The organism is Pseudomonas sp. ASL8 (genome assembly GCF_056680355.1).
Genome location: NZ_CM155278.1, coordinates 3,058,044 through 3,076,437 on the forward strand (window position 1 = coordinate 3,058,044; position 18,394 = coordinate 3,076,437).

Below are 18,394 nucleotides of genomic sequence, written 5' to 3' on the forward strand. Positions count from 1 at the left end.
GTCATGAAGGATCAGTGGGGATGGACATGAATGCACCCGAGACCGTGCCGGCGCAGCCTGCGGCCCGCATCAAATTCCCTGTGGGGTTGGTGGTTGCCGCGCTGGTAATGGTGGGCGTGCTGCTCTTGCCGTTGCCGACCGACTTGCCTGTCGCAGGCCATCGGATGCTGGCGATTCTGGCGTTCGCCGTGGTTGTCTGGATTACCGAGGCCGTGTCGTACGAAGCCAGCGCGATCATGATTACCTCGCTCATGGCGTTTTTGCTGGGGACCGCGCCGACGCTTCAGGACCCTTCGGTGATTTACGGTTCTTCTGCCGCGATTACCATGGCGTTGACCGGGTTTTCCAACGCCGCGCTGGCGCTGGTCGTGGGTGCGCTGTTCATCGCCGCGGCCATGACCCATACCGGGCTGGATCGGCGCATAGCGCTGGTTACGCTGTCGCGGATCGGTACCAGCACCCGACGCATCATGCTCGGCGCCATCGTGGTGACGATTTTACTGAGCCTTGTGGTCCCCAGTGCGACGGCGCGCAGTGCCTGTGTCGTGCCCATCATGATGGGGGTCATTGCTGCATTTGGTGTGGATAAACGCTCGAATATCGCCGCCGCGATCATGATCATCGTGGCGCAGGGCACCAGCATCTGGAACGTCGGGATTCAGACCGCCGCCGCGCAGAACCTGCTGACGGCCGGGTTCATGGACAAAATGCTGGGTCAGCGTGTGGCCTGGATCGACTGGCTGATTGCCGGCGCTCCGTGGGCAATCATCATGTCTGGTGTGTTGATGTTCCTGGTGCTGAAAATGCTCCCGCCTGAAAGCGACAGCATTCCCGGCGGCAAGGAGGCGGTTGCCAAGTCGTTGGCCGATATCGGGCCCATGACCGGCGCGCAGAAACGTCTGTTGACCGTCTCGATACTGCTGCTTCTGGTCTGGGCCACCGAGGGCAAGCTGCACAGCTTCGACACCACCTCGACGACCTATGCCGGGCTGGTGATTCTGCTGCTGCCGCGCTGGGGGATCATGACCTGGAAGGATGTGCAGTCGCGGATTCCATGGGGCACGGTGATTGTGTTCGGAGTGGGGATCAGCCTCGGCACAGCGCTCCTGACCACCCATGCGGGTCAATGGCTTGGCACTCAGGTGGTCAGCCATACCGGCCTGGACCAAGTGGGTCCGCTGGGCGTCTTCGCAATCCTCGGGGCGTTTCTGATCTTGATTCACCTGGGTTTCGCCAGTGCAACCGCGCTGACCTCGGCCATGTTGCCGATCCTGATTGCCGTGCTGCAAACCTTGCCCGGCGATTTCAATCGACTGGGCATGACCATGCTGCTGGGCTTCGCGGTCAGCTACGGCTTCATCCTGCCGGTCAATGCACCGCAGAATATGGTGTGCCTGGGCACGGAAACTTTCACCGCCAAACAATTCGCCCGGGTCGGCCTGGTCGTCACGCTGATTGGGTACCTGCTGATGCTGGTGTTCGGCGCGACCTACTGGAAGTGGCTAGGCTGGATGTAAGGGTTTTTCGCGAAGCGCTGAGCATGGTTTTGCTGACGCGCGGAAGACCGTTCCTCAGACAGGCCTTTGATTCTTAAGCCTAATCCCGGACAATCGCGCCCCTCTTAAGGTTGGGGGCGCGGACTGTAAAGTGTTGTGATCCGCCCCGGCCTTGCAGTAATGACTGGCTAGCGGAGATGTCGAGCGGATGAATGACCAGGCCACCAGCGTCGATGAACGCGTTGAATCGGTGCCAGCGGGCGTTGCCTCCTGGAGCCACCATGACACCACCTGGATGTTGGGCCTGTTTGGCACGGCAATCGGTGCAGGTACGTTGTTTCTGCCGATCAACGCCGGTATCGGGGGCTTCTGGCCTCTGCTGATTCTGGCTGTGCTGGCGTTCCCCATGACGTTCTACGCCCACCGTGGCTTGACCCGGTTTGTATTGTCCGGACGCGAAGGCGCTGACATCACCGAGGTCGTCGAACAGCATTTCGGCAAGACTGCCGGCGCGCTGATTACCTTGCTGTATTTCTTTGCGGTGTTCCCGATCCTGCTGATTTACAGCGTGGCGTTGACCAATACCGTGGGCAGTTTTCTCGAGCATCAACTGCATGTGCAACCGCCACCCAGAGCGCTGCTGGCATTTTTGCTGATCGTCGGGCTATTGGCTGTGGTGCGCTGTGGCGAGAAGGCAATCGTCAAGGCGATGAGCCTGATGGTTTACCCCTTCATCGTTGCGTTGCTGTTCCTGGCGGTGTTTCTGATCCCGCACTGGAATGGCGGGATCCTGGCCACCGCGACCACGCTGCCTGAACCCTCGGCGTTGTTGCACACCTTGTGGCTGGCGATTCCGGTGATGGTCTTCTCGTTCAACCATTCGCCGATCATCTCGGCCTTCGCCGTGGACCAGAAGCGCCAGTACGGCAGTCACGCCGAAGTACGCAGCTCGCAGATTCTCGCGCGCGCCCACGGCCTGATGGTGGTGATGGTGCTGTTCTTTGTGTTCAGTTGCGTGCTGACCTTGTCGCCGCTGCAACTGGCTGAAGCCAAGGCGCAGAACCTGTCGATCCTGTCCTACCTGGCCAATCACTTCAGCAACCCGACGATTGCTTTCGTCGCGCCGCTGATTGCCTTTGTGGCCATTACCAAGTCGTTTCTGGGTCACTACATTGGTGCCAGTGAAGGCCTTAAAGGCCTGGTCGTCAAAACCGGGCGTCGTCCGGCGCCGCGTACTCTGGATCGGCTGACAGCGGCATTCATGTTGCTGGTCTGCTGGCTGGTGGCGACGTTGAATCCGAGCATCCTCGGCATGATCGAAACCCTGGGCGGGCCGGTTATCGCCGCGCTGTTGTTCCTGATGCCGATGTACGCCATTCATAAAGTCCCGGCGATGCGTCGTTACGCGGGCAAGGCGTCCAATGTCTTTGTGACTGTGGTCGGTCTGGTGGCTATTTCGGCGTTGGTTTATTCGTTGATCGACTGATCGGCATCAGAGGGGAATCGCGCTCACATGGGCGTTTTGGCGCGATCAACCCTCGATTACCTGACTGTTCCTGAACCGTTCCTGAAGAAGTTTCTGATAGACCCGTCGGATGCTTTTCAGCGGTTTACTCCCCTTGATACCGAGGCGTAAGCTTCGCTCGTTTTCACCAATTGCGGAGACCCACAGTGGGTACTTGTTCGAGCGACAGTAGTCGGCCGGTTTTGATAACCGGCATATTCTCGGCACGATAACGCGCAGATTCCCTTGCCGTTGTCTCGCCGAAAAGCGAGAAGCGGCAGCCCGACAGACCTGACCAGGTTCCTGTCCCGAAGTCCTCTCATCGACGCTGAACAGTGCGTGTTGACCGACCCCCGAGTCGGTCATCGCGGTGCTGCGGACGCGCGTGTCGTTTTCGACATGCGGGCCAAGCCTGCCTTGCCGATAAGTCGAGCAGGGCTTCAGGTTGGCTGTGCCTGCCAAGAGGTCTCCTGCCGTAAACCGTTAGGGGAACAGCGATGAAACTCACCCTTTTGAAAGAATTTTTCGCAGGTTTTCTGCGGACCCGGCATTTCTCCCGGCACTTCCGTCGATTGGCGCTGCTCGACAGCGTGACCGATGCCACGGTCAGCCGTGAGGTGCCGCCGACCTTGGCACAAACCCTGGTGGCGGGGGCCAACAGTGATGCGCGTGCTTTGCTGGAGAAACTCGGCAGCCACAACGAAGGCCTGAGCGACAGCGAAGCCGAAGCACTGCGCGAGCAATACGGCCTCAACGAGGTCGAGCATGAGCAACCGCTGCCATGGTGGATTCACCTGTGGCATTGCTATAAAAACCCCTTCAACCTGCTGCTGACCTTGCTGGCGGTCATCTCCTGGCTGACCGAAGACATGAAAGCTGCCACCGTGATTTTCTCGATGGTGGTGCTTTCGACGTTGCTGCGCTTCTGGCAGGAAGCCAAGTCGAACAAGGCCGCTGACGCCCTCAAGGCGATGGTGAGCAACACCGCGACCGTCATGCGTCGGGGGGCCAGTGAAGAAGCGACGCCGATGTTCGCCAGATTTTATGGTGCTGCAGCGGCGGTTCAAGGTGCATCGCGGATCGAACTGCCGATCAAGCAACTGGTGCCCGGTGACCTGATTGTGTTGTCGGCGGGTGACATGATCCCGGCTGACTGCCGGGTGCTCAGCGCCAAGGACCTGTTCGTCAGCCAAGCGGCGATGACGGGTGAATCCATGCCGGTCGAGAAGTACGCGCGTCAGCAGGATGCCGGCACCCACAACCCGCTGGACCTGGAAAATATTCTGTTCATGGGCACCAACGTGGTGTCCGGTGCCGCCACGGCGGTGATTCTGACCACGGGTAATAACACCTATTTTGGCGCGCTGGCTCAACGGGTCAGCGCTACCGACCGCGCCCCGACTTCGTTTCAAACCGGGGTTAACAAAGTCAGCTGGTTGCTGATCCGCTTCATGTTCGTGATGGCGCCACTGGTGCTGTTCATCAACGGTTTCACCAAGGGCGACTGGACTCAGGCGCTGCTCTTCACGCTGTCCATCGCAGTCGGGTTGACCCCGGAAATGCTGCCGATGATCGTCACCTCGACCCTGGCCAAAGGCGCGGTGTTCCTGTCGCGCAAGAAGGTCATCGTCAAACGCCTTGATGCGATCCAGAACTTCGGCGCCATGGACGTGCTGTGCACGGACAAAACCGGCACGCTGACGCAGGACAAGATTTTCCTCGCACGCCACGTTGACGTCTGGGGCGATGAGTCGGACGACGTCCTGGAAATGGCGTATCTGAATAGTTATTACCAGACGGGTCTGAAAAACCTGCTGGACGTGGCGGTGCTGGAGCACGTTGAAGTGCACCGCGAGCTGAAAGTCGCCACCGCGTTTCAGAAGGTCGATGAAATCCCCTTCGACTTCACCCGCCGGCGCATGTCGGTGGTGGTGGCCGAGCAGGATCAGGCACACGTGTTGATTTGCAAAGGTGCTGTGGAAGAAGTACTGGCGGTGTGCAAGCGTGTTCGCCATGGCGATGACGATGAAGCGCTGAGTGCTGAACTGCTGGCGCGTATTCGTCAGGTGACTGCGGCATTCAACGAAGAGGGTCTGCGGGTTGTGGCGGTGGCTGCTCGTTCAATGGCGCCGGGTCGAGACACCTACAGTCTGGCGGATGAACAAGAGCTGACATTGATCGGCTATGTGGCGTTCCTCGATCCTCCCAAGGAAAGCACCGCTCCGGCGCTCAAGGCGTTGGCCGCGCACGGTGTGGCAGTAAAAGTATTGACCGGCGATAACGAGCTGGTGACCGCGAAAATCTGCCGTGAAGTGGGCCTCGAGCAACAAGGGCTGCTGCTCGGGGGGGATGTCGAGCGCATGAGCGATGCTGAATTGGCCGTCGCGGTGGAGACCACCAACGTATTCGCCAAGCTCACGCCTGCGCACAAGGAACGCATTGTGCGCATGCTCAAAGCCAACGGGCACGTGGTCGGGTTTATGGGCGACGGCATCAACGACGCTCCGGCGTTGCGTACGGCCGACATCGGTATTTCAGTCGACAGCGCGGTGGACATCGCCAAGGAAGCGGCCGATATCATCCTTCTGGAAAAAAGTCTGATGGTCCTGGAGGAGGGCGTACTGGAAGGCCGTCGGACCTTCGCCAACATGCTCAAGTACATCAAAATGACCGCCAGCTCCAACTTCGGTAACGTGTTCTCGGTACTGGTGGCCAGCGCGTTCATCCCGTTCTTGCCAATGTTGCCTATGCATCTGCTGGTGCAAAACCTGCTGTACGATATTTCGCAGATTGCCATCCCCTTCGATAACGTCGATGAGGAAATGCTCAAACAACCGCAGCGTTGGCAGCCAGGGGATGTCGGGCGCTTTATGCTGTTCTTCGGACCGATCAGCTCGATCTTCGACATCACCACCTTTGCCTTGATGTGGTACGTGTTCGACGCCAATACCCCAGACCATCAAACCCTGTTCCAGTCGGGCTGGTTTGTCGTCGGGCTGCTGACCCAGACCTTGATCGTGCACATGATCCGCACGCCGAAGATCCCGTTCCTGCAAAGCCGCGCGGCCATGCCGCTGATGGTGATGACCTTCGTCATCATGGCCGTGGGGATCTTCCTGCCGATGGGGCCGCTGGCGCACTACTTCAAACTGCAAGCGTTGCCGTCGCTGTACTTCGCCTTTCTGCCGGTGATTCTGCTGGCGTACATGGGCCTGACCCAGGCGGTGAAAGGCTTCTACATCCGACGCTTCGGCTGGCAGTGACAGGCCTGGCTGAATAGTCTTCGCTCTTCTGTAGGAGCAGACTTGTCTGCGAAAGCCGCAACGCGGTGTGCCTGACAGACCTCGTTGAATGGTCTTCGCTGACGAGTCAGCTCCTACGGAAAGGCTGTAACTCATTGAATGATAATCGTTTTATTTGGTGGGATTTCCGGCCGAACGCTGACCCCTCGGTTTCTGCGCGACAGCGCGCTACACAGGGTCCGTTTTCTTTTTGACGAAGTGCCCGTGCATCTCAATGGTCAGGGTCTCGACGCGTTCGGTCAGGGCTTTGGTCATTTCGGTCAGGCGGGTGTTCTGCTCGAGCAGTTGAAGCATTTGCGCAGCGTTCTGTGCGGCCATTGCCATGCGCTGCTCATTGGCTAACGCCAGTGCTTCACGGTGCTGCGCATCGGCATCTGCGTGGGCTTTGTCCCGTGCGGCTTGACGGGTCTGGGCGAGCAGGATCAAGGGCGCGGCGTAGGCCGCTTGCAGGCTGAACGCCAGGTTGAGCAGGATGAACGGATAGACGTCGAATTGGGTGAAGCCACTCAGGTTGACCCCGATCCACAGCACGACGATCAACGTTTGCCCGCCAAGAAACATTGGCGTGCCAAAGAAGCGTGCGAATGCTTCAGCCTTGAGAGCAAAGCTGTCGTTGCCAAACGTGGGCGACAGGTGGGCATGCTGCTTGTGGAAGCGCAAGTGATCGACATGCGCCTTCTTCGGAGCAGTCGGTGCGGCGGGATCGGAAGCGGGGGAGTCGGGCGCGGCGGCAGTCATGAAAAATTCCTGATGCTCAAGTAAACGGACGGGCACTAACGCCCTTGCCGCCACTATAGCCGCACTCCAGCCGCCTCGATATGTTCGGCAAGCCGATACCGCCGGTCGCTCTTAATCAGGGTGCAAGGGCTTGGACACCTGCATGATGTGCGCATAGTCGTAGACGTATTGCCGACCCGCATGGCTGGTCAGTCGCAGCTCCTCGATCAGTAGGCGCTCTTTCTTGCTCAGATATAACAACCCAGGATGGTCATCGGACTTGAGGCGATCACGTTCATGGGCGTCAGGGAAAGTGATGACGTTCGTCATGAAAAATCTCCTTGCGTATTGAGTCCTTGTTCCCGGATGTCTGTCCAGGCCACTGGTGATGTAGCGACAGTGCACCTTACCCAGAAAAAGTTGGGGGGATCAACCCTGCAAACGGATAGGTTTCACATCACGTGAGTGACTTCGAACGATTGGCGCGCGCCGTTGATGGTGATTTCTACGGTATCCCCCTCCGCCTTGCCGAGCAGGTTTTGCCCCAGCGGCGCGCGGGCCGTGATGACCGTGATCAATACGTCGCCCTGGTAGATCTTCAAGCCTGCGGCATCGGGCCCGAGGAATAACTGCTGCTGGCTGCCGTTGCCGGCCTCCAGGCTGAGCAGGTCGCCGATTTGAATCCCGCGTTGCTCGTCGAAAGGTCGCAGGCTCAGGTTCTGGTACAGCACCAGCGACTGGCGGATTTCCTCGACGCGCCGTGCTTGACCTGCTGCCAGGTACGACGCTTCGAGGCCCAGGGTGTCGTACTTGTTTTCGGCGATATTTTCTTCGTGGGTCGCGGTTTCGTAGGCGGTCTGGGCCGCACGTTGCGCAACGTCCAGATCAACGACGAGTCTGGCGATGATCAGTTCGAGTACAGACTGCTTATTCAGGGTTGATTGCATCAGGCCTAACCACAAAACTGACTGACATTGGCCCGGGTTTTTTCACTGGGCGCGGTTTGATCCTGCTGTAGCCAGAATTGGCATTTCGGCGCGCTGAGGCGTTTTTCCTGAGCGGCCTGATTCTGTTCCTGGGCTTGCTGGGCCTGGCTGTCCTGCAGGTTCTGTTTGTACTTGTCGAACATCGGGTTTTCCGACGCCGGTTGCGCCGGAGGACGCGAGCCGAGGGTGGAGGCCTTGAACTGGCTGACAACGCTGTTCAATGCGCTGACCTGACTGGCGAGCGTCGTGGTGTAAGCCAGTCCCACCGTCACCGCGATAGCGATGAACCCGAGCCAGACGCCCAAGGCAATGCAAATAATCAATTTCAGGGGTTGAGAGAGCATTGCAAGTTCCTGGCGTGATCAGCGGATGCCGACGATTGTCGCACGACAGACGGCCGAAGCTGGAGCTTACAGGCCGTTATGACAGACAATCAGCGGCTTTAGCGTTTCTTCTTTAGGGAACCAGGCATGAAAGTCTCCTGGGATATTTTCTGCAACGTTGTCGATAACTACGGCGATATCGGTGTTACGTGGCGTCTGGCCCGGCAATTGGCGGCGGAGTACCCCTTCGCGGTACGTTTGTGGGTAGATGATTTACAGCCCTTCGTGCGGCTGTGTCCGGGTGCCCAAGTGGACGCCGCGCAGCAGTGGCAGGAGGGGGTCAGCGTCTGCCATTGGACCAAGGACTGGCAGCCGACCGAACCGGCGGACGTGGTGATCGAGTCGTTTGCCTGCCGTTTGCCCCAGGCGTATCGGGACGCCATGCCTCAACGCATGCGCCCGCCGCTGTGGCTGAACCTGGACTACCTCAGCGCCGAGGAGTGGGTGTCCGGTTGCCATGCGTTGCCATCACCGCAATCCAACGGCCTGCGCAAGATTTTCTTCTTTCCCGGGTTTCGTCAGACGACCGGGGGCTTGTTGCGCGAAGCCGGCTTGCTCGATCAGCGCCACGCTTTCCAGCAGGACCAAGCCCTGCAGCGAACCTTTTTACGAAGCTTGGGCGTGGTTCCGGAGGAAGGCGCGCGCCTGATGTCGCTGTTCTCCTATGAAAACGCCGGGCTGGCCAGTTGGCTGACGGCATTGGCCGCCGACAGCCGACCGACCCACTTGTTGGTGCCGGAAGGGCGCATTCTGGGCGCCCTGCAGCGTTGGCTGGGCGTCGAGGGTTTGCGGCCGGGAGCCTTGGAAGTCCGTGATTCGCTGACGGTCCACGTGCTGCCATTCGTCCGACAGGAGGACTATGACCGCCTCCTGTGGTGCTGCGATTTCAACGCCGTACGCGGGGAAGACTCGTTTGTTCGTGCACAATGGGCCGGTCGACCGTTCCTCTGGCACATCTATGAACAAGATGACGATGCACACTGGGTCAAGCTCGACGCGTTCCTCGATCTCTATCTCCAGGGCCTCTCGCCTGCGGCTGCCCAGGCACTGAGGGATGTTTGGCGAGCCTGGAATGCCGGACAGGACATGGGTCAAAGCTGGTCTGATGTACTGCAACACTGGTCGGAAGTCACCCGGCACGCCGAATACTGGTGTCAGGAGCAGGCTTCGCAGGCAGATCTTGCAGCGGCTCTAGTACAGTTTTACCGAAATTGGATATGATGCGCGGCCTAGATATTTGTAAATCCATCCAAATTCGGATATTCGTAATGAAAACTGGTAAAGAACTGAAACCCGGCACCGTGATTCGGCTCGAGAATGACCCTTGGTTGGTTCAGAAAGCTGAATTCACCAAGTCCGGTCGTAACAGCGCGATCATGAAAACCAAGTTGAAGAACCTGTTGACCGGTTACAAGACCGAGATCGTGTACAGCGCCGACGACAAACTGGACGACGTGATCCTTGATCGCAAGGCCGCCACGCTGTCTTTCATCAGCGGCGACACCTACACGTTCATGGACACCACCGACTACACCATGTACGAGCTGAACGCTGAAGACCTGGAAGCTGTTCTGCCGTTCATCGAAGAAGGCATGACTGACGTTTGCGAAGCGATCTTCTTTGAAGAACGCCTGGTTTCCGTCGAGCTGCCGACTACCATCATTCGTGAAGTTGACTACACCGAAGGTTCCGCACGTGGCGACACGTCGGGCAAGGTGATGAAGCCAGCCAAACTGAAAAACGGTACCGAGCTGAGCGTTGCTGACTTCGTCAACATCGGCGACAGGATCGAGATCGACACACGTGATGGCGGTTCTTACAAAGGCCGCGCTAAATAAGCGTTGTCTTGTTCCGCAACACACGAAAGCCCGACCATCGAGTCGGGCTTTTTTGTACGTGTTGATGGGTGAAGTAGGCGGCTTGCTTCACCATCAGCGAGTCAGACCGTGACGTGCAACCGTACATCGACGTTGCCACGGGTGGCGTTGGAGTAAGGACAAACCAGGTGAGCGGCTTCGACCAACTGCTGTGCGTCGGCGAGCTCCAGGCCTGGCAGGCTGATGTGCAGGTCGATGTCCAGACCAAAACCACCGGGGATCTGGCCGATACCGACGTGGGCGGTGATCGAAGCGTCTGCCGGGACAGTGCGTTTTTCTTGACCAGCAACGAATTTCAGCGCGCCGATGAAGCAGGCCGAGTAGCCCGCAGCGAATAGTTGCTCAGGGTTGGTGGCTTCGCCGCCAGCGCCGCCCAGTTCTTTTGGGGTAGCCAGTTTGACGTCGAGGATGTTGTCGCTGGAAACAGCGCGACCATCACGGCCACCGGTAGCGGTTGCGACAGCGGTATAGAGCGTGTTCATGGTGAGTCCTCATAGCGTTTATTTTAAATAGCGCGCCAAATGTTTGCGCGCTAACTAAATGAGCGGCAAATGTATCGCTCGAATAGTTAGTGCGCAAGATAAATAGTGAGGAATGTGATGACCGGCGGGTTTTAGGGGCGGGGCGCGCGCGCCTTTGTCTGATAAATCGTCTTCGCGGTGTGACGGTCAGTCAAAGGCTGTCGTGCAAATTCCCACGCAGGGCGAGCAGTTCGCTTTGCAGATTTTTCAGCGTGTCCACCGTCGTGCCTGTGGCGGCGAAGATGCAGGAGGGCACGCTTTTGGCTTTTTCGCGTAACGCACGGCCTTGCTCGGTGAGGTTCAGCCGCACAACACGTTCGTCTTCCTTGCTCCGGGTGCGGCTCAGCAGGCCTTCGCCTTCAAGGCGTTTGAGCAAGGGTGTCAGGGAGCCCGGGTCGGTCAGCAGGCGCGTGCTGACTTCACCCACCGTCATGCCGTCGTGTTCCCAGAGCACCATCATCGCCAGGTACTGTGGATAAGTCAGGCCCAAGGCTTGCAGCAAAGGCTTGTAGACCTTGGTCATCATCAACGATGTCGAGTAAAGGGCGAAGCACAGCTGACTGTCGAGCAGCAAATGGTTGCCATTGTCTGCGTTGCGGGTGGAGCTGTCGTCAGCGCTCATGTGAGAGTCCTGTGTGCGGTAATGCGCTCTAATTTAGTGCCGCGATCTTTAATGCACCAGATAAATTCTACGGCTCAGCGTCAGTCGCCGTCGCATTCATGAAAGGTGAAGCCTCTGTGCATGGAATGTGAAGGCGTTGAGCCTGCCTATGCGTTTCCCTGCGTCATCGGACTGCGTAGCATGCGCCCATGGATTGACTGGGGACGCGGTGTGATTGAAATCGGGATGTATGTTTTATTGGGCACCGTCATGGGGACGTTGGGTGGGTTGTTTGGTATCGGCGGCGGACTGGTCGCGATTCCTGCGCTGGGGGTGTTGTTTGGTCTGAACCAGCAAATGGCACAAGGCACGGCGTTGCTCATGGTCTTGCCTAACGTGTTATTGGCATTGTTGCGTTATCACCAGCGCAACCGGATCTCCCTGCGCAATGCCCTGATGCTGATCATTCCCGGCTTTTGCTTCGCCTGGCTGACGTCGTTGTGGGCGGTGCGCCTGGATGCGCACAGCATGCGTCTGGGCTTCGTCGCGTTCTTGATTGTGTTGACGCTGTTCAACCTGATTCAGATGTATTGGCACAAGGGCCAGGCCAGCAGCGAATTGCGGCATGTGAAATGGCTTTGGCTGCTGGGTGTCGGCTCGGGGATGACGGGCGGCCTGTTCGGTGTCGGTGGCGGGGTGGTGGCGACCCCGATTCTGACCGGCGTGTTCGGCGCGACACAGGTGGCGGCGCAAGGGTTGGCGCTGGCGTTGGCAGCGCCCAGCACCGCCATCACGTTGGTTACTTACGCGGTGCATGACCACGTCAACTGGCAGATGGGCATTCCCTTGGCGGTGGGCGGCCTGCTGAGCATCAGTTGGGGCGTGAGGTTGGCGCATTCACTGCCCGAAAGACTCCTGCGTTCGCTGTTCTGCGGCTTTCTGGTGATTTGCGCCGTGGTGCTCGCGTTTAAAGTTTGAAGCCGTCAGCGATGTGTTCGGCCAGGCATTCGGTGACCGGCGAGGTATTTTTCGGATTGCGCAGCAGCACAATGCTGGCGGACGGCAATTGCGGCATTCCTTCGGCCTCGCCAATGATGCGCAGGTCCGGTGTGAGCAAGCTCTCGAGTTGCGCAGTCACCGCCAGACCAGCGGTGACCACGGCACTGATCGCCGACAGGCTGGCGCTGGTGTAAGCGATACGGTACTCGCGCTGCATCGCGTCCAGCGCATTGCAGGCCCATATCCGGCAAAAACAGTCGGTGTTGAACATCGCCAGCGGCAGCGGCGTTTGTTCGTGAGGGCAAAAACCTCGCGCCTCCATCCAGACAAAGCGCTCCTGACGCAAAATCTGGCCGATTTCGGTGCCCGGTTCTCGGGTGACGATGCTCAAGTCCAGGTCCTGGCGCTGTAGCAGTTGCTTGGAGGGTTCGCAGTGAACTTCCACCTGCACCAGAGGATAGGCCTGGGCGAAGCGCGACAGAATCCCCGGCAGAAACCGCATCACGTAGTCGTCCGGCGAGCCAATTTTCACCACGCCGACCATGTGCGGCTCACGCAAGGTGTTGAACACTTCGCTGTGCAGTTTGAGGATGCGTCGGGCATAACCGAGCAGCACCTGGCCCTCGACTGTGAGGCTGACGGTGCGACCGTCCTTTTGAAAGAGTGAGCGCTGAAGAATGTCTTCTTCCAGGCGTTTCATCTGCATGCTGACCGCCGATTGCGTGCGGTTGACGACTTCTCCGGCACGGGTGAACCCGCCCTCGTCGGCAATCGCGACAAAGGTGCGCAACAGCTCGCTGTCGATGCTCGGGTAGGTGGCCATTCATCAATCTCCCAGATGCAGCGCATAAGAAACATTCGTTGGATTGATCTTAGCGCTGGCGCGAGACTTTAGTCATCCCCACTTGGAGGACAAGATGATGAAAGGTCAAAAAGGTTATGTGCTGGTGCAGGGCAGGGTGAATCGCAGTTCATTGGGTACACGCCTGATCAGCATGATCACGCGCCAGTTGCTGCGCTGGTATGAACTGCATCGTCAGCGCCAACAACTGGCGAGCCTGAGTGATGACGCCCTGAAGGACATCGGCCTGAGTCGTGCCGATACCCAGCAAGAAGTCGAGCGGCCGTTCTGGAATGACCCAATGAAACGCTGACAGCACGGCGGTCGATCAGGTAGCGTTGTGGACTGAACAGGAGGTTCTGTATGTCCGCAGGTCTATCGCTCAAACAGGCACGGCGCATGGCGCTGGCCGCCCAGGGATTCAACGGGCGCCAGCCGCCAGCCTCGATCAAGGCCGCGCACATCACCCAGATGATCGAGCGCTTGGGCGTTCTGCAGATCGATTCGGTCAATGCCTTGGTGCGTTCGCACTACCTGCCGCTGTATTCCCGTCTGGGTAACTATCCCCAACCGTTGCTGGATCAAGTGGCCTGGAGCCAGGGCCGGCAGCGCAAGTTGTTCGAGTACTGGGGGCATGAAGCCTCGTTATTGCCGCTCAGTCTTTATCCCTTGCTGCGCTGGCGGATGCGTCAGGCGTCCCAGGGTGTCGGGATCTATCAGGAGATGGCTAAATTCGGACGCGAACAGCAAGCGACCATTGCCCGTGTCTTACAGGTGGTTCGCGAGCGAGGTGCGCTCGGCGCCGGGAGCCTGAGCAGTCGCCAGGAGCGCGCGGGCCCTTGGTGGGACTGGAGCGCGGAGAAACATGCCCTGGAGTGGTTGTTTGCCGCCGGTGAAGTGACGGTGGCGGGTCGTCGTGGCTTCGAGCGCTTGTATGACCTGCCTGAGCGGGTATTGCCCGTCGCGATTCTCGATCACCCGGAACTGAGTGACGCCGAGGCCCAGCGCGGTTTGTTGTTGCACGCCGCGACGGCGCTGGGGGTGGGGACTGACAAAGACCTGCGCGATTACTTCCGCCTGAGTCCGGCGCAAAGTCGTGCGGGTCTGGCCGAGTTGGTAGAGGCGGGCGCGTTGCAGGTGGTGCAGGTCGACAGTTGGCGCCAGCCCGCGTATTGCCTGCCGGAGATCAAACTGCCGCGCAAAGTATCGGCCAGTGCCTTGCTGTCGCCTTTCGATTCGCTGATCTGGGAACGCAGTCGCACCGAGCGGTTGTTCGACTTTCGCTATCGCCTGGAGATCTACACCCCGCAGCACAAACGGGTGTACGGCTACTACGTGTTGCCGTTTTTGCACAACGAACGGATCGCCGCGCGAGTCGACTTGCGGGCTGAGCGAGGGTTGGGACGGTTGGCGGTACACGCGGTGCATGAGGAAGAAAGCGGGCTGGACGAGGAGGGCATGCAGGCGCTGGCGCGAAATCTGCGGCAACTGGCCGACTGGCTGGGATTGCCGGATATTCAGATCAATTGTCAGCGGGCGAGCGCGACACGGTTACGGGTGGCATCCGGCTCGTTGTAGGCGCCGTCAAAGGCTGCAATAAGGCTGGAGTCGATCCCAGCCTTTGGCAGCGCCTACATTAGAAACGGCTCAATCAGTGCCGAACCTGTTTCAACGTCTCGGCAATCAAAAACGCCAATTCCAGCGACTGGTCGGCGTTCATCCGTGGGTCGCAGTGGGTGTGGTAACGATCAGACAGGCCGTCTTCGGTGATCGGGCGTGCGCCGCCGATGCATTCGGTGACGTTCTGACCGGTCATCTCGATATGGATCCCCCCAGCGTAAGTGCCTTCGGCCTGATGCACCTGGAAGAACTGTTTGACCTCGTTGAGAATCTGCGCGAAGTCACGGGTCTTGTAGCCGCTGCTGGCCTTGATCGTGTTGCCGTGCATCGGGTCGGAGCTCCACAGCACCTTGCGACCTTCGCGTTCGACTGCCCGAATCAGTTGCGGCAGGTGATCGCCCACCTTGTTCGCACCCATGCGGGCGATCAGGTTCAGGCGGCCTGGATCGTTGTCCGGGTTGAGCGTGTCGATCAGGCGGATCAGGTCCTCGGGGTCCATGCTCGGGCCGACTTTGACCCCGATAGGGTTCTTGACCCCGCGCAGGAACTCGACATGGGCACCGTCCAGCTGTCGCGTGCGGTCGCCGATCCACAGCATGTGCGCCGAGCAATCGTAGTAATCGTTGGTCAGGCTGTCGCGGCGCACGAACGCTTCTTCGTAATTCAGCAGCAAGGCTTCGTGGGCGGTGAAAAAGCTGGTTTCACGCAATTGCGGCGAGGTGTCCATGCCGCACGCACGCATGAAGGCCAGGGTTTCGTCGATGCGGCCGGCCAGTTGGCTGTACTTTTCGGCCAGCGCTGAATTGGCGATGAAGTCGAGGTTCCACTGGTGCACCTGATGCAGGTCGGCAAAACCGCCCTGGGCGAATGCGCGCAGGAGGTTCAAGGTGGCCGTGGACTGGTGATACGCCTGCAAAAGACGGTCTGGATCGGGCACGCGGCTTTTTTCATCGAAGCCGATGCCGTTGACGATATCGCCCCGGTAGGCCGGGAGCGTCACGCCGCCAATGGTTTCATCGTTGGAGGAGCGAGGCTTGGCGAACTGACCGGCCATGCGTCCGACTTTGACCACCGGGCAGCCGGCGGCAAACGTCATGACGATGGCCATTTGCAGCAACACTTTGAAGGTGTCGCGAATCTTCGCTGCAGAGAACTCGACAAAGCTTTCTGCGCAGTCGCCACCTTGCAGCAGGAACGCGCGACCCTGGGTCACCTCGGAAAACTGACGCCGCAACTCTCGGGCTTCCCCGGCGAACACCAGCGGCGGATAACCGGCCAGGCTCTGCTCGACACGCAACAAGTGCGCGGCGTCGGGGTATTGAGGTTGCTGCTGAATAGGCATTGCCCGCCAGCTGTCGGGGCTCCAGGGTTGGCTCATGGTGAACTCTAAGTCAGTGCGGTCGGACGGCCATGTTAGCAGTTCAGTGCCTGGGTGCCAGCGGAGGGGGCTGTAGGCTCAATCAATAATTAACGTGACCTCTCGGGCCTTGTTCGCGGACAATCCGCGCGTTCGTACAGCAAGCTCGGTCTCGATTCTGCCCGTAGGGCGGAGCGACCGGGGCGCGCTAGGACGGTGTGGCAATGCTTTTGATGTGCATGTAGGAGCTGACTTGTCTGCGAATAAGCCCGGCACGGGCTTCCGGCGGGGCTGGGTTTGACTCAGAACGTGCGCTTGCGCGGTGAGGGTCAAGACGGGATCTGCAGGGTCAGCGTTTGTCTGAAGATTTTATTTATTTTTCAATTAGTTACTGGTTTTTTGATAGGAGCGGCAATGACTGAGGAGAGGGTGGAGCGTGTACTGGCTGAGGTGCACGATGATTTCGGCATGATTCGCGTGCTGGAAGTGGACGAGTATCGCTTCCTCGAATTCGGCGACGCCATCGAGCAAAGCTGCACGTTCACCGCCGACCCTAGCTGGCTGGAGTACGACTACACCCGCGCCATGCTGATTGGCGCGTTGTGCCACGAAGCGCCGGAAACTGCACTGTTTCTGGGCCTTGGCGCGGGGACATTGACCCAGGCTTGCCTCAAGTTTTTGCCGCTCGAAGACGTCGAAGCCATCGAGTTGCGCCCTGACGTACCGCGGCTGGCCATCGAGTTTCTCGGTCTGGATGACGACCCGCGCCTGTACATACGCATTGGCGATGCCCTTGAATTGCTCGGCACTGCCGAAACCGCCGACCTGATCTTCGTTGATTTGTACACCGATCTGGGCCCGGGTGTCGGTCATCTGGCCTGGCAATTTCTGGAAAACTGTCAGAAGCACCTCAATCCGGGTGGCTGGCTGGTGATCAATCAATGGGCGACCGATGACGGAAAACCCTTGGGCGCTGCGCTGTTGCGCGGTCTTTATCACCGCCACTATTGGGAACTGCCGGTGAAGGAGGGCAACGTGATTCTGATGGTGCCGGCGAACCTGGAGCAGACGTTGGACCTGCAACAACTGACCGAGCGCGCCGAAACCCTCGCGCCGCGCCTCGGTTATTCGCTGCTGCCGTTGATCAAGGCCATCCGCCCGGCGACGTGATTGTCGGGACCGCTAGTTGCCTTTGAAGTCGCCTGGCCTGCGTTCCAGCATCGCCCGTACGCCTTCTTTGGCGTCTTCGCTGTCCATGACGCTGCGAATGAGCTCTGGCAAGCTTTTCGCCGCTGCGGTTTCCCCCTCCAGCAATGCCTGACGGGCTGAAGCCAGGGTGATCCTGACCCCTAGCGGTGCTTGCTCGGCGATGCGCCCGGCCAGTTTGATCGCGCGGGGCAGCAAATCCTCGCTGGCCATGACTTCCTGAACCAGGCCCATTCGATAAGCCTCATGCGCGTCGAACTCGTCGCCAGTCAGCAGCCAGCGCATGGCATTGCCCCAACCCGCCCGCTGATGCAGGCGCAAGGTGGCGCCGCCAAACGCAAAGATCCCGCGCTGCACTTCCATTTGCGCAAAGCGGGTGTTGCTGGCGCACAGGTTGATGTCCGAGGCGAGCATCAGCTCAATGCCGATGGTCAGGCAGTAACCCTGCGCGGCGACGATCACCGGCTTGCTGACCCTGGGACCGGCGAACACGCCCCAGGGATCACACCCGCCTTCGGGCACTTCCCAGCCGCTGGCCAGGGTCGGTCCAGCCGAAGCCAGATCAAGGCCGGCCGTGAAATGCTCACCGTGGGCGAATACCACGGCCACTCTTGCCTCATCGTTGCGTTCGAACTCCCCGTAGGCGAGGCTCAGGTCATTGAGCAGGTCAAGGTCAAAGGCGTTGCGTTTGGCGACGCGATCCAAGCCTATCAGCATGATATGACCCCGCTGTTCGCGACTGACTCGGCCGATGGAGGGGGAGGGCATAGGCATAATCCTTGTGCGCAGAGTGGCATTTGACGTGCGGTGAACACCTGGATCAGTGAACCGTTTAAGCAGCGTGGCCTCGCGATACCGGGCCTTTGCAAAATAGACACTGCGACGAATTTACGCAAAGCCTGCGACGGACGGACGCGCAGCCATTATTTTGTTAAAAAACCCTCACTTTTGTGCGTAATTCCGGTATAGTGCGCGCCGGCCTTT

The 18,394-nt window shown here is 59.2% G+C and carries 18 protein-coding genes; 9 read left to right on the forward strand and 9 right to left on the reverse strand.

Annotated elements, in window-relative coordinates; genetic code table 11:
- Nucleotides 1-26: 26 nt before the first annotated feature.
- The 3 genes from AC1MEA_RS14025 (at nt 27) to mgtA (ending at nt 6,263) form a co-directional block, all read left to right on the forward strand.
- Nucleotides 27-1,517: a DASS family sodium-coupled anion symporter gene (locus AC1MEA_RS14025; protein ID WP_480918145.1), complete on the forward strand. Its 1,491-nt coding sequence runs from the start codon at nt 27-29 to the stop codon at nt 1,515-1,517.
- 187 nt (nt 1,518-1,704) lie between these two features.
- On the forward strand, nt 1,705-2,982 hold the full coding sequence (locus AC1MEA_RS14030; RefSeq protein ID WP_219061676.1) for a serine/threonine transporter: 1,278 nt from the start codon (nt 1,705-1,707) through the stop codon (nt 2,980-2,982).
- Nucleotides 2,983-3,497: 515 nt separating this feature from the next.
- A complete protein-coding gene (gene mgtA, locus AC1MEA_RS14035; protein ID WP_480416513.1) occupies nt 3,498-6,263 on the forward strand; it encodes a magnesium-translocating P-type ATPase in 2,766 nt (921 codons plus the stop codon).
- 207 nt (nt 6,264-6,470) lie between these two features.
- Here mgtA and AC1MEA_RS14040 read toward each other — a convergent pair whose 3' ends face one another.
- From AC1MEA_RS14040 to AC1MEA_RS14055, 4 genes are all read right to left on the reverse strand, one after another.
- The gene (locus tag AC1MEA_RS14040) at nt 6,471-7,040 is read right to left on the reverse strand and encodes a DUF1003 domain-containing protein (RefSeq protein WP_330201657.1); all 570 of its coding nucleotides are present in this window, start codon (nt 7,038-7,040) and stop codon (nt 6,471-6,473) included.
- 111 nt (nt 7,041-7,151) lie between these two features.
- Entirely contained in the window at nt 7,152-7,349 is a 198-nt protein-coding gene (locus tag AC1MEA_RS14045; RefSeq protein ID WP_219061673.1) for a hypothetical protein, read from the reverse strand.
- A 122-nt stretch (nt 7,350-7,471) separates the two neighbouring features.
- Nucleotides 7,472-7,954 (reverse strand): GreA/GreB family elongation factor, encoded by a 483-nt coding sequence (locus AC1MEA_RS14050; protein ID WP_449633787.1) that lies wholly within the window; start codon nt 7,952-7,954, stop codon nt 7,472-7,474.
- Between the two features lie 17 nt (nt 7,955-7,971).
- On the reverse strand, nt 7,972-8,349 hold the full coding sequence (locus AC1MEA_RS14055; RefSeq protein ID WP_449633694.1) for a hypothetical protein: 378 nt from the start codon (nt 8,347-8,349) through the stop codon (nt 7,972-7,974).
- Nucleotides 8,350-8,475: 126 nt separating this feature from the next.
- Between AC1MEA_RS14055 and earP the strand changes: the two genes are divergently transcribed.
- Complete coding sequence (gene earP / locus AC1MEA_RS14060; RefSeq protein WP_480416514.1) at nt 8,476-9,609, forward strand: elongation factor P maturation arginine rhamnosyltransferase EarP; 1,134 nt, start codon at nt 8,476-8,478, stop codon at nt 9,607-9,609.
- A gap of 47 nt (nt 9,610-9,656) precedes the next feature.
- Nucleotides 9,657-10,226, forward strand: a complete 570-nt coding sequence (locus tag AC1MEA_RS14065) for an elongation factor P (protein ID WP_330201660.1) — start codon at nt 9,657-9,659, stop codon at nt 10,224-10,226.
- 101 nt (nt 10,227-10,327) lie between these two features.
- Here AC1MEA_RS14065 and AC1MEA_RS14070 read toward each other — a convergent pair whose 3' ends face one another.
- On the reverse strand, nt 10,328-10,747 hold the full coding sequence (locus tag AC1MEA_RS14070) for an organic hydroperoxide resistance protein (RefSeq protein WP_480416515.1): 420 nt from the start codon (nt 10,745-10,747) through the stop codon (nt 10,328-10,330).
- A gap of 190 nt (nt 10,748-10,937) precedes the next feature.
- Nucleotides 10,938-11,408, reverse strand: a complete 471-nt coding sequence (locus AC1MEA_RS14075) for a MarR family winged helix-turn-helix transcriptional regulator (protein WP_480416516.1) — start codon at nt 11,406-11,408, stop codon at nt 10,938-10,940.
- A gap of 210 nt (nt 11,409-11,618) precedes the next feature.
- Here AC1MEA_RS14075 and AC1MEA_RS14080 point away from each other — a divergent pair, with 210 nt between their 5' ends.
- A complete protein-coding gene (locus AC1MEA_RS14080) occupies nt 11,619-12,365 on the forward strand; it encodes a sulfite exporter TauE/SafE family protein (protein WP_219061697.1) in 747 nt (248 codons plus the stop codon).
- Here AC1MEA_RS14080 and AC1MEA_RS14085 read toward each other — a convergent pair.
- Nucleotides 12,355-13,209: a LysR substrate-binding domain-containing protein gene (locus tag AC1MEA_RS14085; RefSeq protein ID WP_219061668.1), complete on the reverse strand. Its 855-nt coding sequence runs from the start codon at nt 13,207-13,209 to the stop codon at nt 12,355-12,357. The genes AC1MEA_RS14080 and AC1MEA_RS14085 overlap by 11 nt on opposite strands.
- A 94-nt stretch (nt 13,210-13,303) precedes the next feature.
- Between AC1MEA_RS14085 and AC1MEA_RS14090 the strand changes: the two genes are divergently transcribed.
- Nucleotides 13,304-13,540, forward strand: coding sequence for a DUF1127 domain-containing protein (locus AC1MEA_RS14090; RefSeq protein WP_219061667.1), 237 nt, complete (start codon nt 13,304-13,306; stop codon nt 13,538-13,540).
- A gap of 50 nt (nt 13,541-13,590) precedes the next feature.
- Nucleotides 13,591-14,805: a winged helix-turn-helix domain-containing protein gene (locus tag AC1MEA_RS14095; RefSeq protein WP_480416517.1), complete on the forward strand. Its 1,215-nt coding sequence runs from the start codon at nt 13,591-13,593 to the stop codon at nt 14,803-14,805.
- A gap of 73 nt (nt 14,806-14,878) precedes the next feature.
- On the opposite strand, the gene AC1MEA_RS14100 is transcribed toward AC1MEA_RS14095, so the two are convergent.
- A complete protein-coding gene (locus tag AC1MEA_RS14100; RefSeq protein ID WP_219061665.1) occupies nt 14,879-16,225 on the reverse strand; it encodes a class II 3-deoxy-7-phosphoheptulonate synthase in 1,347 nt (448 codons plus the stop codon).
- Nucleotides 16,226-16,618: 393 nt separating this feature from the next.
- Here AC1MEA_RS14100 and AC1MEA_RS14105 point away from each other — a divergent pair, with 393 nt between their 5' ends.
- Nucleotides 16,619-17,374, forward strand: coding sequence for a spermidine synthase (locus AC1MEA_RS14105; RefSeq protein ID WP_219061664.1), 756 nt, complete (start codon nt 16,619-16,621; stop codon nt 17,372-17,374).
- A gap of 12 nt (nt 17,375-17,386) precedes the next feature.
- Here the strand turns inward: AC1MEA_RS14105 and AC1MEA_RS14110 are convergent, their stop codons facing one another.
- The gene (locus tag AC1MEA_RS14110) at nt 17,387-18,178 is read right to left on the reverse strand and encodes a crotonase/enoyl-CoA hydratase family protein (RefSeq protein WP_449633700.1); all 792 of its coding nucleotides are present in this window, start codon (nt 18,176-18,178) and stop codon (nt 17,387-17,389) included.
- Nucleotides 18,179-18,394: the final 216 nt, after the last annotated feature.